This window comes from Guyparkeria hydrothermalis, from assembly GCF_023555385.1.
In the GTDB taxonomy this organism is placed as follows: domain Bacteria; phylum Pseudomonadota; class Gammaproteobacteria; order Halothiobacillales; family Halothiobacillaceae; genus Guyparkeria; species Guyparkeria hydrothermalis_A.
This window is the reverse complement of sequence record NZ_JAJSED010000001.1, coordinates 2,275,325-2,289,885: the sequence shown is the minus strand read 5'-3', so window position 1 is coordinate 2,289,885 and position 14,561 is coordinate 2,275,325. Positions and strand designations below refer to the sequence as shown.

Sequence of the window (14,561 nt, the reverse complement as noted above, 5' to 3'; positions counted from 1 at the left end):
GCAGACTGTGCGATCAACTGAAACCATTCGCAGCCCGCGGACCCAATTCCAGGAGGAGCGTCCCAGGTGGACCACAGCGTGACCTTTCTCGCCAGCGCGACCATCACCGGCTTTGTCCTGGCCACCATCCTGCTGCTGGTGGACCAATGGCAGCGGCTGGAGCGATTCTCGTTCCGACTGCCTGGCCTGCTGATCGCGGTCGCCGCACTGATCGGCCAGGGGGCCCTGCTCTACCAGCTGGGCGTACGCACCGATCCGCCGGCGCTGAATCTCTCCGTGCTCAACGCGCTGGCCACGGTCTTCTGGCTGGCCAGCGCGATCACCGTGGTGAGCACCTTTCGCGAGCGGCTCGAGGGCATCGCGGTCATCCTGCTGCCGATCACGGCGCTGACCGTGTTCCTGACCGTGTTCGTCCCGGAGTCGAACGTGCCCATCCGTACGGGCGACCTCGCTCTTGACGGGCACATCCTGATCTCGCTGACGGCCTACGCCCTGCTCACACTCGCCGCCCTGCAGGGCGTGATGCTGCTGATCCAGCACCAGGCCCTGCACGGCCACCATCCGGCAGGGTGGATCCGTCGATTGCCGCCGATGGAATCGGTCGAACAGCTGATGTTCCGCTTCATCGTGATCGGCTTTCTGCTGCTCACCCTGGCGCTGGTCACCGGCTTTCTGTTCCTGGAGAACATCTTCGCCCAACACCTGGTCCACAAGACCGTGCTGTCGGTGATCGCCTGGCTGGTATTCGCCGTGTTGCTGGTCGGTCGTCACGTCGCCGGCTGGCGAGGACGGACCGCGGTGCAGTGGACGCTGGCTGGCTTCATCCTGATGGGGCTGGCCTACTTCGGCACCAAGATCGTGCTCGAGTGGATACTCGACCTCGGCTGACCCATCCTCCTTGTCGAAGCCGCCCGACTCGAAATAGCCGGGCCTTCGCCGTACACTTCCCGCTGGTTCAATCGCAAGCACCACTCTCTTGAACGAAATCCCCCTCGGTTTTCTGTTCACGGCCCTGGCCGTGCTCATCGTGCTGTCCGCCTTCTTCTCCAGCTCGGAGACCGCCCTGATGGCGCTCAACCGCTATCGGTTGCGCCACCTGGCAAAGCAGGGCCATCGCGGCGCCCTGCGTGCGACCAAGCTGCTGGACACGCCCGACCGCCTGATCGGCCTGATCCTGCTGGGCAACAACTTCATCAACATCCTGGCCTCGTCGATCGCCACGGTCATCGGCCTGCGGATGTTCGGCGACTCGGGGATCGCGATTGCCACCGGTGCGATGACGTTCCTGCTGCTGATCTTCGGCGAGGTCGCCCCCAAGACGGCCGCCGCGGTCTACCCGGAACGTTTCGCCTTCCCGGCCTCGTTCATCTACACGCTGCTCATCCGCCCGCTGCGCCCGGTGGTCTGGCTGATCAACTGGATGGCCAACGGTCTCTTGTCGCTGTTCGGGCTGCACCCGAAGGACCGCGGCTCGAATGCCCTGACCCGCGCCGAGCTGCACACCGTGGTGCGCGAATCGGGCCAGCGCCTGCCCGATCTCGACCAGACCATGCTGCTGTCGGTACTCGAACTCGGCCAGGCCAATGTCGAGGACATCATGATCCCGCGGGCCGAAATCGTCGGCATCGACATCACCCAGGACTGGGACGACATCCTCGACCAACTGATCCACGCGCAGTACTCCCGCCTGCCGGTGTTCGAGGGCTCGGTGGAACACACCATCGGCATCATCAACGTCCGTCGCTTGATCGGCCCGTTGATCGACGAAAGCCTGACGCTTTCGCGCCTCAAGCGCCGCCTGGCCGAGCCCTACTACACGCCGGAAGGCACCCCGCTGACCACGCAGCTGCTCAACTTCCAGCGCCAGGAGCGTCGCTCCGCGCTGGTGGTCGACGAGTACGGCGACATCCAGGGGCTGGTCACGCTCGAAGACATCCTCGAGGAGATCGTCGGCGAATTCACGACCTCGCCGGAGTCCGACCACGAGGGCATCACGCTGCAGGATGACGGTCGCTACATCGTCCGCGGCAATCTGCCCATCCGCGAGATCAACCGCGAGCTCAAGATCGATCTGCCCACTCACGAGGTCAGTACGCTCAACGGGCTTGTGATCGAACAGCTCGAATCCCTGCCCACGGTCGGCGCGACCGTGGAACTGCCCGAGGCACACATCGAGGTGCGCACGGTCAGAAAGCGCGCCGTCGACACCGCCCTGATCACCACCTTCCCGGCCGAGGAAACCGAGGTCTAGCCCGTGGCGAAGAAGAGCCAGACCGCCTTCGTCTGCCGCGAGTGTGGCGCCGATCATCCCAAGTGGGCCGGACGCTGCAACGAGTGCGGTGCCTGGAACAGCCTGGCCGAGATGCGCCTGCCCGGTGGCAAGTCGCCCGCCCGCGAGGCAGCGGGCTACGCCGGCGAGGCGCCGAAGATCACCGCGATCGGCGAGGTGGAAGTCAGCGACACGCCGCGCGAATCGAGCGGTCTTGGCGAGCTCGACCGCGTGCTCGGCGGCGGGCTGGTGCCCGGCTCGGTTGTACTCCTCGGCGGCGATCCGGGCATCGGCAAGTCCACCCTGCTGCTGCAGACGGTGCTCGGCCTGCAGGACCGTATCGAGTGCCTGTACGTCACCGGCGAGGAATCCCTACAGCAGGTCGCCCTGCGTGGCCGGCGGCTGGGCACGGATCTGGCCGGGCGCGCCGGCGAGCTGACGCTGCTCTCCGAGACTCGCATCGAGTCGATCCTCGCCGCCTGCGCCAAATCCCTGCCGGGGCTGATGGTGGTCGACTCGATCCAGACCCTCTACACCGAGGAGCTCTCGGCCGCCCCCGGTTCGGTCTCGCAACTGCGCGAGGCGACCGCCCAACTGGTGCGCTTCGCCAAGCGCCATGACGTGATCGTGCTGATCGTCGGTCATGTCACCAAGGAGGGCGCGCTGGCAGGTCCGCGCGTGCTCGAGCACATGGTCGACACGGTGCTCTACTTCGAGGGCGATCCGGGCGCGCGCTTCCGGGTGATCCGCGCCGTCAAGAACCGCTTCGGCGCGGCCAACGAGGTGGGTGTGTTCGGCATGACCGACCACGGCCTCAAACCCGTCTCCAACCCCTCGGCCATCTTCCTCTCCCGCCACGAGAAGCCGGTCCCCGGCAGCGTGGTGATGGTGACCCGCGAAGGCACTCGGCCGATGCTGGTCGAGGTCCAGGCGCTGGTCGCCGACCACCCCGGCGGCGGTTCGCGCCGCCTGACCGTCGGCCTCGACCAGAACCGGTTGGCGATGCTGCTGGCCGTACTGCATCGCCATGGCCAGGTCGCCCTGTTCGACCAGGACGTGTTCCTCAACGTGGTCGGCGGCGTGCGCGTCGCCGAGACGGCCGCCGACCTGGCCAGCCTGATCGCGATGCTGTCGAGCTTCCGCGACCGGCCGCTGCCGCAGGGGCTGGTGATCTTCGGCGAGGTAGGACTGGCCGGCGAGATCCGACCGGTGCCCGGTGGCCCCGAGCGACTGGCCGAGGCGGCCAAGCACGGTTTCACCCGCGCGATCGTGCCGCGCGGAAACCGACCTCCCAAACCGGTCGAGGGACTGGAGGTAATCGGTGTCGGCCACCTCGACGAGGCGATCGAAGCCGTCGACACGTTCTGACCGGGGGTCTTCCGTCCCGGCGGCTTTTGGCCGCCTTCGCCCCGCGACGATATAATCCATGCCACTTATCCAAGAGGCCTCCCATGGATTCTCCGACCCCGTCCCAGCCCATCCCGGCCCAGACCGTCGACGCCGGCGATCCGTCCGCGATCGCCCGTTACGAGAAGGCACTGGCAGAACTCGAGCAGATCGTGGCCCGACTGGAAAGCGGCGAACAGAGCCTCGAACAGTCGCTCAAGGACTACGAACGCGGCGTGGAACTCGAACGCCAGTGCCAGCGCGCCCTCGACGAGGCCGAGCGCCGCGTGGCCGCGATCAACGAACCGCCGGTGGACGACAGCGGCGACAGCAGCCCGTCCGCCTGAGTTCGTGACCAACACCGCCCCCAAGGCCCCATTTGCCGCCCCGTCCGGTTTCGAGGACTGGTTGCAGTCCTTCCGCGAGCAGGTGGAAAGCCGGCTGGCCGACGTACTCGACCGCCGGCTTGCCGGCGCCCAGCCTCGGTTGGCCGATGCCCTGCGCCACGCCACGCTCGACGGCGGCAAGCGCCTGCGCCCGGCACTGGTCTTTCTCGGCAGCCTCGTTGGCCACCCTTGGCCGGACAGCGAGGATGAGCGCCTCGAGAGTCTCTGGTCTGCCGCGGCCGCAGTCGAACTGATCCACGTCTACTCGCTGGTCCACGACGACCTGCCGAGCATGGATGACGACGACCTGCGCCGGGGCCGCCCCACCCTGCATCGCGCCTTCGACGAGGCGACCGCCATCCTCGCCGGCGACGCCCTGCAGACACTCGCCTTCGGTGAGCTGGCCGCCTCAAGCGCCGACCCCGCCGTCCGCCTCGACTGGATTCGACGACTGGCCGAGGCGGCCGGACCGCTGGGCATGGTCGGCGGCCAGACGATCGACCTGTCGTTGGCCGGGCGGACGGAGGACCACCCGGACCTGGCTACGCTCGCCGATCTGCACGACCGCAAGACCGGCGCCCTGATCCGCACCTCTCTAGCCCTCGGGGCGCGCTGGGCCGGACTTCCTGCCCGGGAAACCCGGCTGGTCGAGGATTTCGGTCGCCTGCTGGGACGTGCCTTTCAGATCCAGGACGACATTCTCGACGTCACCGGCTCGGCCGAAGCCCTGGGCAAGACGCCGGGCAAGGACGCCGCCGCGGACAAGTGCTCCTACGTCACGGTCGCCGGGCTCGACGGCGCCCGTCGCGAACTCGACGACACGGTGCGGCATGCACATGCTGCCCTGTGGGAGCTGGCCACGCTCGGAGCCGACCCGCAGGCCTTGAGTGCCTGCCTCGAATTCGTCACCCAGCGCCAGCACTGATGTCGCTGACACCACGCCACACCCACCTGCTCGACCTGATCGAGCAACCGGCCGATCTTCGGGCCCTGTCGCGCGGCTCGCTGCCGGCCCTGGTCGAGGAAATGCGCCACGCCCTGCTGGCCCAGGTCGAGGAGACCGGCGGTCACCTGGCCGCCAATCTCGGCGTTGTCGAACTCACCCTGGCGCTGCACCGGGTGTTCGACACCCCCTACGACCGTCTCGTCTGGGACGTCGGCCATCAGGCCTATCTGCACAAGATGCTGACCGGCCGACGCGGCTGGATGGCGAAATTGCGCCAGCGCGGCGGGCCGGCCGGCTTCACCCGCCGCGAGGAGAGCGAGCACGACCCGTTCGGTGCCGGCCACTCCAGCACCTCGGTCAGCGCGGCGCTGGGCATGGCGCTGGCCGCCGAACAGAAGGGAGAAGACCGCCAGGCGGTGGCGATCATCGGCGACGGTGCGATGACCGCAGGGCAGGCGTTCGAGGCGCTCAACCACGCCGGCGACCGGCAGGCCAACCTGCTGGTGATCCTCAACGACAACGAGATGAGCATCTCGCCCAACGTCGGCGCCCTCAACCAGCACCTCACCCGCCTGCGCAGCAACCCGCTGGTCGAACGCTTTCGCCACTCCGGCGAAGAAATCCTCGCGCAAGCGGGCCCACTGGGCGAGCTGCTTGGCTCGACCCGTGCCGGGCTCCGTGACGGCGTGCGCCACCTGCTCGGCACCTCGAGCCTGTTCGAGGAACTGGGGTTTCGCTACTACGGGCCGATCGACGGTCACGATCTCGACACGCTCATCGATACGCTCGGCAACCTGCGCGAACAGCGCGGCCCCAAGCTGCTGCACGTGGTCACCCAGAAGGGACGAGGCCTGGCGCCGGCCGAACGTGATCCGGTCGGCTTTCATGGCGTGGCTCGTAACGGGGTCAGCCAGGCGGCCGAGACAGCTCAATCCCCCGCCAAGGCGCCCAAGCCGCCCAGCTGGACCGAGGCGGCAGCCGACTACCTGTGCGAGAAGGCCGAGGCGGATGGTCGCGTGGTCGCCATCACGCCGGCAATGGTCGAGGGCTCGGGTCTCAAGGGCTTCCAGTCGCGCTTTCCGGAACGACTCTTCGACGTCGGCATCGCCGAGCAGCATGCCGTGACGCTGGCCGGGGGCCTTGCCACTGAGGGGCTGCGCCCGGTGGTCGCGATCTATTCGACCTTCCTGCAGCGCGCCTGGGACCAGGTCATCCACGACATCGCCCTGCAGCACCTGCCAGTCACCTTTCTGGTCGACCGTGCGGGTCTGGTCGGTCCGGACGGCCCTACTCACGCCGGCAGCTTCGACCTGGCACTGGGCATGAGCGTGCCCAACCTGGCGGTCGCGGTCCCCGCCGACCGGCGCGACCTCGAGGCGGCGATGGACTGGGCGCTCGGGCACGACAGGCCGGTGCTGATCCGCTACCCGCGCGACCGCTGTCCGGCGGATCTCGGCGGCGAGCTGCTCGGTGACGAACCGACAGCCCCGCGGCGGCTGCGACAAGGGCGCTCGGTGCTGGTCATCGGCATCGGTGCGATGGTCGAGCGGCTGGTCGGAGTGTGCGACGAGATCGACGCCACCCTGATCGACCTGCGCTGGGCCAAGCCGTGGTCGATCGACATGCTCGCGGACCTGGCCGGCGAGCACGACGTGGTGGTTACCGTCGAGGAAGGCAGCCGCATCGGCGGGGTCGGCAGCGAGCTGCTGCATGCCCTCGCCGAACAAGGCATCCAACGCCCCGCGTTGCGACTCGGGCTGGAGGATCGCTTCATCGAGCATGGGACCCGCGAGGAGTGTCTGGCCGACACCGGACTTGATTCTCGATCGATCGCGGATACTATCGCCGCATTTGCAGACCAGGTGAGCGCCACATGAGCATCCCGACTTCCCTGCCGACAGGGGGCAGCTACACCCTGACCACCGAGGTAGAGTTCGCCGCGGCGCACCAGCTCCACGGCTACGAGGGCAATTGTGCCCGTCTGCACGGCCACAACTGGCGCGTGGTGATCGAGGTCACCGGGAGCAAGCTTGACGACGTCGGCATGGTGGTCGACTTCAAGCTCATCCGTAGCCGGGCCCGTGAGATCGCCAAGCGGCTCGACCACGCCTACCTCAACGAGGTGCCGCCGTTCGATGCGGTCAACCCGACCGCCGAACATATCGCAGCCTATTTCCATCAGGCGCTGGCGACGACCCTCGACGCCGACGCCTACCACGTCTCTGCCGTCACGGTATGGGAGAACGCCCGCTCGGCGGCCACCTTCCGCCCGTAAGGCCGCCGGCGAGACCGGCGGCGACGTGCTAGAGTCGGGCCCCGTGTCCGACCGGACCCTCACCCAACACGACGTTTGATCTGCCCATGAACAGCCACGAAATGCCCGATGTCCAATCCAGCCACGATGCGCGTGATATCGCCATCGACCAGGTGGGCATCAAGGCGATTCGTCACCCCGTGACCATCCGCGACGGCGGCCAGGAGCAGGCGAGCGTCGCCGAGTGCCAGCTGACCGTCGGCCTGCCGGCAGACAAGAAAGGCACCCACATGTCGCGCTTCGTCGCCCTGCTCAACGAGGCGCCGCTGACACTATCCGTCGACACACTGGGTGACTGGACGCACGCAATGATCGAACGGCTCGAGGCGCAGTCCGGCGAGGCGCATTTCACCTTCCCCTACTTCGTCGCCAAGGACGCGCCGGTCAGCGGCCAGGGGGCGATGATGGACTACGACGTCACCCTGATCGGGCGCATCGAGCACGGCCGAGCCCACATCGGCCTGAAGCTCGTGATCCCGGTGACCAGCCTGTGCCCCTGCTCCAAGGAGATCTCGGCCTACGGCGCGCACAACCAGCGCTCGCACATCACGGTGGAGGGCGAGATCAGCGATCCGGGACTGTCGTTGCGGGCGCTGATCGGTGCGGTCGAGGCACAGGGGTCGTGCCCGCTATGGGGACTCCTGAAGCGCCCGGACGAGAAGTACATCACCGAATACGCCTTCGACAATCCGAAGTTCGTCGAGGACATGGTGCGCGATGTCGCCAACGCCCTGGAGGACTACCCGGGCCTCAACGGCTTCTCGATCAGCGTCGAGAACTTCGAGTCGATCCATAACCACTCGGCCTGGGCCGTGATCCACCGCCCGGGGCGCTGACAACCGCCCTCTCGGTTATCGGCATACAAAAAAAGGCCCCGTCATTACGACGGGGCCTTTTTCATGGCCACCTCGGCCGTGTCGATCACGGCCGGGGACGATCGGCCTTACTCGAGCTCGGCATTGATCCGCGAGAGGATAACGGCGCGGTCCTGCGGCAGCGTGCCGCCGGCGACGTTGATCCGATCGATGCGAATGTCGGTGCCACCATCGCGGCGCGTCTCGACCTTCAGCGTCAGGTGCAGCGTGATTTCGGCTTCCTTGTCGACGGTCACGCCACGCATGACGATGCCCTCATAGAGCGACTGCGGGTAGCTGTGCTTGACCTCGATCTCGCCGTCATCGCGCTCACGCGAGACCGGATCGAAGCCGAGGCGATCGAGCGCCAGCCCCAGACGATTCCAGGCACGCGGATAGGACTGGCTGACCTGGATGAAGCGGTCCTCCGGCTCGTCGCCGGTGACGACCTTCGAGCGGGCCTGGAACTTCGCACCCACCATGGCGCGCGATTCCTCGGCAGTGCCACCGGACAGGTAGGCGGCGAGCCGCGACATGGTCTCGGCGGTCAGGGCCGAGGAGTCCGTCTCGTTGCTGTACTTGAAGGTGGTGCTCTCCTCACCCGGGACCAGCGGTTCGTCGCCGGTCAGTTCACGCTTCTGGCCGGTGACGAACACGAGCGTCTCGTTCTTGTCCTCGCCCTGCTCGATGCGCAGGCGGACCTTTTCGATCGAATCGGGCTTGAAGATCGTGTCCTGCGCGATCTTGAGGATGCGCATGATCGAGAAACCGGGCCCCTCGTTGCTGGCAACACCGGTCCAGTCCGTCTCGATCAGACCGACGTTGGGCTCGAGCCGACGGATGTTGTAGCCCTCGTCACGCAGGAAGCCCTGCAGCTTCGGCCAGACGGTGTCGGGGTCGGTACCCACCACCAGGTAGCGGCTGCCCGGCTCGCCGGCGACCTCGATGTCGGTGCCGGTGGCCAGCACTCCGGACTCTTCTTCGCGCGCCTGCGCCTCGGCGCGGGCGGAAGCGACCTCGGGCAGCGCGACCGAGCCACCAGCGGCCGGGCCGGAAAAGGCCGGCGGCACTTCCAGCTGGGCGGCACGATTCGCCTTCCGATCATCATCGTCGTCACCGACGAAGGGAAGGCTGGAGCAACCGCTGATCAGGCCGGTGGCCGCCAGTGCGGCGAAGGTCAACATCCGGTATTGGGTGGGGTTTCGCATGCCGGTTCGGTTCCAGTGTCTTGAATGAATGGGTGGCCGTCAGGCCGGCTGCAGGCAGCCGGCCGCGTCGAGCGCCTCCTCGAGACCGGCGTGACAGAAATCGTCGAGCTCGGTCAGGGGAAGGCGCAGGGTTGGCCCGATCAAGCCCATGCGGTGCAGGGCCCATTTGACCGGGATCGGATTGGTCTGACAGAAGAGTTCGCGGTGCAGCGGGGCGAGGCGCGCGTCGAGCTCCTCGGTCGCCGCCTCGTCGCCGGCGAGCGCGGCCTCGGCCATGCGCGCCATCAGCTGGGGCGCCACATTGGCGGTCACGGAGATGCTGCCCTGGCCGCCCGCCAGCATGCAGGCCGCGCCGAGGTTGTCCTCGCCGCTGTAAACGGCGAAATCCGCCGGGCCACGCCCGATCAGGTCACGCATCCGCTCGATCGAGCCGGCGGCCTCCTTGATGCCGACGATGCGCGGATGCCCGGCCAGATCGAGGGTGGTGTCCGGCGCCATGTCGACCGCCGTGCGGCCCGGCACGTTGTAGAGGATCATCGGCAGGTCCACCGTATCGGCAATCGCCCGGAAGTGCTGCTTGAGGCCTTCCTGAGTGGGCTTGTTGTAGTACGGCGTGACCGACAGGTGGGCGTCAGCACCCGCCGAGCGGGCACCACGTGCCAGCGCCAGCGCTTCGCGGGTGGAGTTCGCGCCGGTGCCGGCGATCACCGGCAGGCGGCCGGCCGCCAGGTCCACGGTCGCCCGGATCACGGCAATGTGTTCCTCGTAATCCAGGGTGGCCGACTCGCCGGTGGTGCCGACGGCGACGATCGCGTGGGTCCCGGCAGCGACATGCCACTCGATCAGGCGTTTGAGACCGACATAATCCACTGCGCCGTCATCGTGCAATGGGGTGACCAGGGCCACCATGCTGCCGGTAATCGTCTTCGCCGCCATGTCGCCTCGCGTGTAAGTGTCGCCAAAGGGTGATCGTGACCGTCCCGTGCCTGCGCGGTCGAAGCGGGACCAAACTCGCATAGTACCGGCAGATATCGGCTAGTGACAAGCCGAGCAGCAAGGCGTTCCGCGAACCGCAAATGCCTGCTCGCGCCGCACTCGGCGACTGCTATATTTCATGTCAGGATGGCATTGACCCGGCGAGTTTCACCCGGGTTGAACACACAAGGAGCAACATAGCCACCCATGAGCAAGCAGACCACCGCGAAGCAGGCTGTCGAACCGACCACGGGCCAACCGGCCCCATCATTCAGCGGTGAGACCACCGACGGCCAGCAGCTGTCGATGGTTGATCTCAAGGGCACCCCGCTGGTGCTCTACTTCTACCCCCGCGACAACACGCCGGGCTGCACCACCGAGGCACGCGATTTCCAGGCCCGCCTGGCCGAGTTCGAGGCGGCCGGCGTCCGGGTGGTGGGCGTGTCCAACGACGATGCAGCCAGCCATCGCAAGTTTTGCGACAAGCAGGGCATCACCTTCCCGCTGATCGCGGACACGGACCGCTCGGTCAGCACGGCATTCAATGTCCTGCGGATGAAGAACATGTTCGGCAAGCGCTTCGAGGGCATCGAGCGCAGCACCTTCCTGATCGACGCCGACGGCGTGATCCGGCAGACCTGGCGAAAGGTCAAGGTCCCCGGCCACGTCGACGAGGTGCTGGAGGCCATCAAGGCACTCTGAGGACCGTTGCCCGACAACGGCCACCGTTAAACCACCGGGGATCCCTGCATCGATGATCAACACGACCCGTCAGACCCGCTGCCTGTTCGTTCTCGACACCAACGTGCTGATGCACGACCCGACTGCCCTCTACCGCTTCATGGAACACGACATCTATCTGCCGATGATCGTGATCGAGGAGCTCGACAACGGCAAGAAGGGCCAGTCGGAAACCGCTCGCAACGTCCGCCAGGTGAGCCGCTTTCTCGACGAGATGCTGGCCGACGTGGACATCGCCACCCTCGACGACGGGCTGCCGATCCACACGACCCTGCACGGCAAGGCCGAGCACGCCGTCACGCCGACCGGGAAGCTGTTCCTGCAGACGCACGAGGAAAACAGTGACCTGCCGGTCAACCTGCCGGGCAGCCGGGCAGACAACCAGATACTGGGGATCACCCTCGCCCTTAAGGAAAAGATCACCGATCGCGAGGTGATCCTGGTCTCCAAGGACATCAACCTGCGCATCAAGGCCACCGCGGTCGGCCTGAAGGCGGAGGATTATCAGAACGATCAGGTCCTCGACGACGTCTCGTTGCTGCATACCGGCTACGAAACGCTCGGTCCCGATTTCTGGGAAGCGCACGGCCAGTCACTGGAGTCGTGGCAGGACGAAGGACGCATCTTCTACCGGGTCCACGGCGCCGACACCGAGGAGTGGTACCCCAATCTCTACCTGCGGCTCGAGGCACCGGCCCCCTTCGCGGCGGTGGTCCGCGAAGTCCATGGTGACGGCACCGCCGTACTCGAGAGCATCACCGGCTACGAGCAGGAACGTCACTCGGTGTGGGGCATCACCGCCCGCAACCCGGAGCAGAGCTTCGCGCTCAATGCGCTGATGGATCCGGACATCGATTTCGTCAGCCTGCTCGGCCAGGCGGGCACCGGCAAGACACTGCTCACCCTCGCCGCCGCCCTGACGCAAGTGCTCGAGCAGAAGCAGTTCACCGAAATCGTGATGACGCGCGTAACCATCCCGGTGGGCGAGGACATCGGCTACCTGCCAGGCACCGAAGAGGAAAAGATGACGCCCTGGATGGGGGCGCTGATGGACAACCTGGAGGTGCTGGCCAAGACCGACGGCGGGGGCGGCTCCTGGGAACGGGCGGCCACCAACGACCTGCTGCAGTCACGCATCAAGATCCGCTCGCTGAACTTCATGCGCGGCCGGACCTTCCAGAACAAGTTCATCATCATCGACGAGGCGCAGAACCTCACCGCCAAGCAGATGCGCACCCTGATCACCCGTGCCGGCCCCGGCACCAAGATGGTCTGCCTCGGCAACGTCGCACAGATCGACACACCCTACCTGACCGAGACCAGTTCGGGGCTGACCTTCGTGGTCGACCGTTTCCGCGGCTGGGCACACGGTGCGCACGTCACACTGGCCCGCGGCGAGCGTTCACGGCTGGCGGAATTCGCCGCCGAGGTCCTCTAGCACACATGCCGAAAACCGGATGAGCTTGGCACGCGGCCATCCGGTGGCAATCACCCCATCGTTTGCAGCGGTATTCATCGATAGCCAGATTAACCCCCTTTATCAGAGGTAAATTAATCCAGTTTGTAAGCATGTACTAATGCGCAGATAATCAGGACCGCTCGAGGCATAAGGACCTCAAGGCGAAAAATTACACAGGGAGAGTCACACATGCGTAATTTCCTCAAGACAGCCATTCTCGGCGTTGCCATCCTGTCGTTGTCAGGCTGCGGCTTCCTTTCCATTAAGGACGACCTCGATCCGCAGGCCATGGACATCTACAAGGAGATGTACGGCAAGTTCGTTGAAAGCGGCGGCGACCTGGGTGCCGCTACCGTCTGGCGGATGAAGGTCGACGAAGGCCTCACCCCGGAAGACATCAAGGTGAGCATCGAGTCGGCAGCGGTCGGCAGCGGTCTCAAGAACGTCGGCGAGATGCCGCTGTCCAAGCAGCTCGAGCTGGAGACCGGTGAAGAGCAGCGCTACCTGATGATCTATCAGTACTGCAGCCCGTCCATCGCTCGTCAGGCGGTCGACTTCAGCCCGTACTTCTCCGCCTACCTGCCGTGCCGTATCTCGGTGGTCGAGGACGAGGAAGGCAACTACTGGCTGTACGGCCTGAACATGGACATGTTCGTTCACGGTGGTAAGGAAATGCCGCCGGAGTTCAAGAAGAACGCTCAGCATGTTCGCGACACCATCTACAAGATGATGAAGGCAGGCGCGTCCGGCGGCTTCTAAGCCCGCCACGCCTCCCGGGCCGCTCAACCGGCGGCCCAGCAAAGAACCCGGCCGGGGTCACCCGCGCCGGGTTTTCTTTTTGCCGACCGGCCACCCGCCCGACGCACAACGGAAAACCCGCAGCTCAACGCAAGACGCCCGCCGGATCGGCGGGCGTCTGAGGGAAAACGAACCGGCGTGCGCCTGCCTGTCAGGCTTCCTCGCCGTTGGCGGTGTGCTGGATGACCTCCAGGTCGTGCATCGGCGTGCTGTCGCGGCAGTAGTTGCGCGAGAACTCCAGCAACTGCTCCATCGCCGGCAGGCGGAACTTGTGCCGCTGACGCACGAAGGAGAAATCGCGGAAAAGGCGCGGCTTGAGCGGCACGGCCTTCAGCAGCCCCAGCTTGAGCTCCTTGCTGATCCCGGCGGAGGACATGATCGACAACCCCATGCCGGCCTCGACCGCCCCCTTGATCGCCTCCGGGCTGCCCAGCTCCATGCAGACGTCCCAGCCTTCGGTGAGCCCCTGCTCGTTCATGTAGGAAATCACCACCTCGCGGGTACCGGAACCTTCCTCGCGGCAAATGAACGGGTAGTTCATCAGCTTCTCCACCGGCACACCCTTGTCGGCATAGGCGGTCAACTCGTGCTCGGGCGGCATGATCACCACCAGCTCGTCGCGGCGGCAGGTCTCGACCAGGAGGTTCTTGTTGGTGACGCTACCCTCGACCAGCGCCAGGTCGACCACGTTGTGCTCGACCATCGAGACCACCGATTCGGTGTTGCCCACCTTCAGGCGCACGGACAGATCCGGATGCTCCTGACGGAAGTTACCCAGGAGGGCCGGCAACATGTTCTCGGCCACGGTCATGCTCGCACCGATATTGAGCGCCCCGCCGATCTCGCCGGTCATCTCCTTGACCCGTCGGTCCATCTCGTCATAGAGCTCGAAGATGCGCTCCGATATCTCGTAGACGGTGTGGCCGACGTCGGTCAGCGTGACGCGATTGTGTGTCCGGTCGAACAGGCGGGTGTCGAAGTGTTCCTCGAGTTGCCGGACCTGAAAGGTGACCGCCGGCTGCGTCATGTGCAATGCCTCGGCTGCCTTGGTGAAGCTCAGCAGACGGGCAACGGTATTGAAAACCTTGAGGCGTCGGTCAGCCATTGGTCCACTCTCTGTTCCGGTGGGCGATAAATATGACCGCAGAGTGTATCAAGCCAGCTTGTGGTTTGCGACCAGCATGGCACCCGCCCCAACCGCGCCACGATCGGGCCAGCAGGGCTT

The 14,561-nt window shown here is 66.0% G+C and carries 14 protein-coding genes; 11 read left to right on the top strand and 3 right to left on the bottom strand.

What is annotated here, in order from left to right; genetic code table 11:
• Positions 1-66 precede the first annotated feature (66 nt).
• From LV476_RS10680 to folE2, 8 genes are all read left to right on the top strand, one after another.
• The gene (locus LV476_RS10680; RefSeq protein ID WP_250076006.1) at positions 67-888 is read left to right on the top strand and encodes a cytochrome C assembly family protein; all 822 of its coding nucleotides are present in this window, start codon (positions 67-69) and stop codon (positions 886-888) included.
• A gap of 88 nt (positions 889-976) precedes the next feature.
• Positions 977-2,251 (top strand): HlyC/CorC family transporter, encoded by a 1,275-nt coding sequence (locus LV476_RS10675; RefSeq protein WP_250076004.1) that lies wholly within the window; start codon positions 977-979, stop codon positions 2,249-2,251.
• Between the two features lie 3 nt (positions 2,252-2,254).
• Positions 2,255-3,637 (top strand): DNA repair protein RadA, encoded by a 1,383-nt coding sequence (gene radA, locus LV476_RS10670; protein WP_250076002.1) that lies wholly within the window; start codon positions 2,255-2,257, stop codon positions 3,635-3,637.
• Between the two features lie 83 nt (positions 3,638-3,720).
• A complete protein-coding gene (locus LV476_RS10665; protein WP_250076000.1) occupies positions 3,721-4,002 on the top strand; it encodes an exodeoxyribonuclease VII small subunit in 282 nt (93 codons plus the stop codon).
• Positions 4,003-4,063: 61 nt separating this feature from the next.
• Positions 4,064-4,966: a polyprenyl synthetase family protein gene (locus LV476_RS10660; RefSeq protein WP_434062837.1), complete on the top strand. Its 903-nt coding sequence runs from the start codon at positions 4,064-4,066 to the stop codon at positions 4,964-4,966.
• Positions 4,966-6,864, top strand: coding sequence for a 1-deoxy-D-xylulose-5-phosphate synthase (gene dxs, locus LV476_RS10655; protein ID WP_250075995.1), 1,899 nt, complete (start codon positions 4,966-4,968; stop codon positions 6,862-6,864). Before LV476_RS10660 ends, dxs begins: the two co-directional genes overlap by 1 nt.
• The gene (gene queD / locus LV476_RS10650; RefSeq protein ID WP_250075993.1) at positions 6,861-7,262 is read left to right on the top strand and encodes a 6-carboxytetrahydropterin synthase QueD; all 402 of its coding nucleotides are present in this window, start codon (positions 6,861-6,863) and stop codon (positions 7,260-7,262) included. Before dxs ends, queD begins: the two co-directional genes overlap by 4 nt.
• A gap of 101 nt (positions 7,263-7,363) precedes the next feature.
• Positions 7,364-8,137, top strand: coding sequence for a GTP cyclohydrolase FolE2 (gene folE2 / locus LV476_RS10645; RefSeq protein WP_250075991.1), 774 nt, complete (start codon positions 7,364-7,366; stop codon positions 8,135-8,137).
• A 107-nt stretch (positions 8,138-8,244) separates the two neighbouring features.
• Here the strand turns inward: folE2 and bamC are convergent, their stop codons facing one another.
• Positions 8,245-9,363 carry an outer membrane protein assembly factor BamC gene (bamC, locus tag LV476_RS10640; protein ID WP_250075989.1) on the bottom strand — a complete coding sequence of 373 codons (1,119 nt, stop codon included), beginning with the start codon at positions 9,361-9,363 and terminating at the stop codon, positions 8,245-8,247.
• 39 nt (positions 9,364-9,402) lie between these two features.
• Positions 9,403-10,299: a 4-hydroxy-tetrahydrodipicolinate synthase gene (gene dapA, locus LV476_RS10635; RefSeq protein WP_250075987.1), complete on the bottom strand. Its 897-nt coding sequence runs from the start codon at positions 10,297-10,299 to the stop codon at positions 9,403-9,405.
• 246 nt (positions 10,300-10,545) lie between these two features.
• Between dapA and LV476_RS10630 the strand changes: the two genes are divergently transcribed.
• From LV476_RS10630 to LV476_RS10620, 3 genes are all read left to right on the top strand, one after another.
• Positions 10,546-11,040 (top strand): peroxiredoxin, encoded by a 495-nt coding sequence (locus LV476_RS10630; protein ID WP_250075985.1) that lies wholly within the window; start codon positions 10,546-10,548, stop codon positions 11,038-11,040.
• Between the two features lie 52 nt (positions 11,041-11,092).
• Positions 11,093-12,517, top strand: coding sequence for a PhoH family protein (locus tag LV476_RS10625; protein WP_250075983.1), 1,425 nt, complete (start codon positions 11,093-11,095; stop codon positions 12,515-12,517).
• 210 nt (positions 12,518-12,727) lie between these two features.
• On the top strand, positions 12,728-13,297 hold the full coding sequence (locus LV476_RS10620; RefSeq protein ID WP_250075981.1) for a DUF302 domain-containing protein: 570 nt from the start codon (positions 12,728-12,730) through the stop codon (positions 13,295-13,297).
• A gap of 190 nt (positions 13,298-13,487) precedes the next feature.
• On the opposite strand, the gene LV476_RS10615 is transcribed toward LV476_RS10620, so the two are convergent.
• The gene (locus LV476_RS10615; RefSeq protein WP_250075979.1) at positions 13,488-14,441 is read right to left on the bottom strand and encodes a LysR family transcriptional regulator; all 954 of its coding nucleotides are present in this window, start codon (positions 14,439-14,441) and stop codon (positions 13,488-13,490) included.
• Between the last annotated feature and the right edge of the window lie 120 nt (positions 14,442-14,561).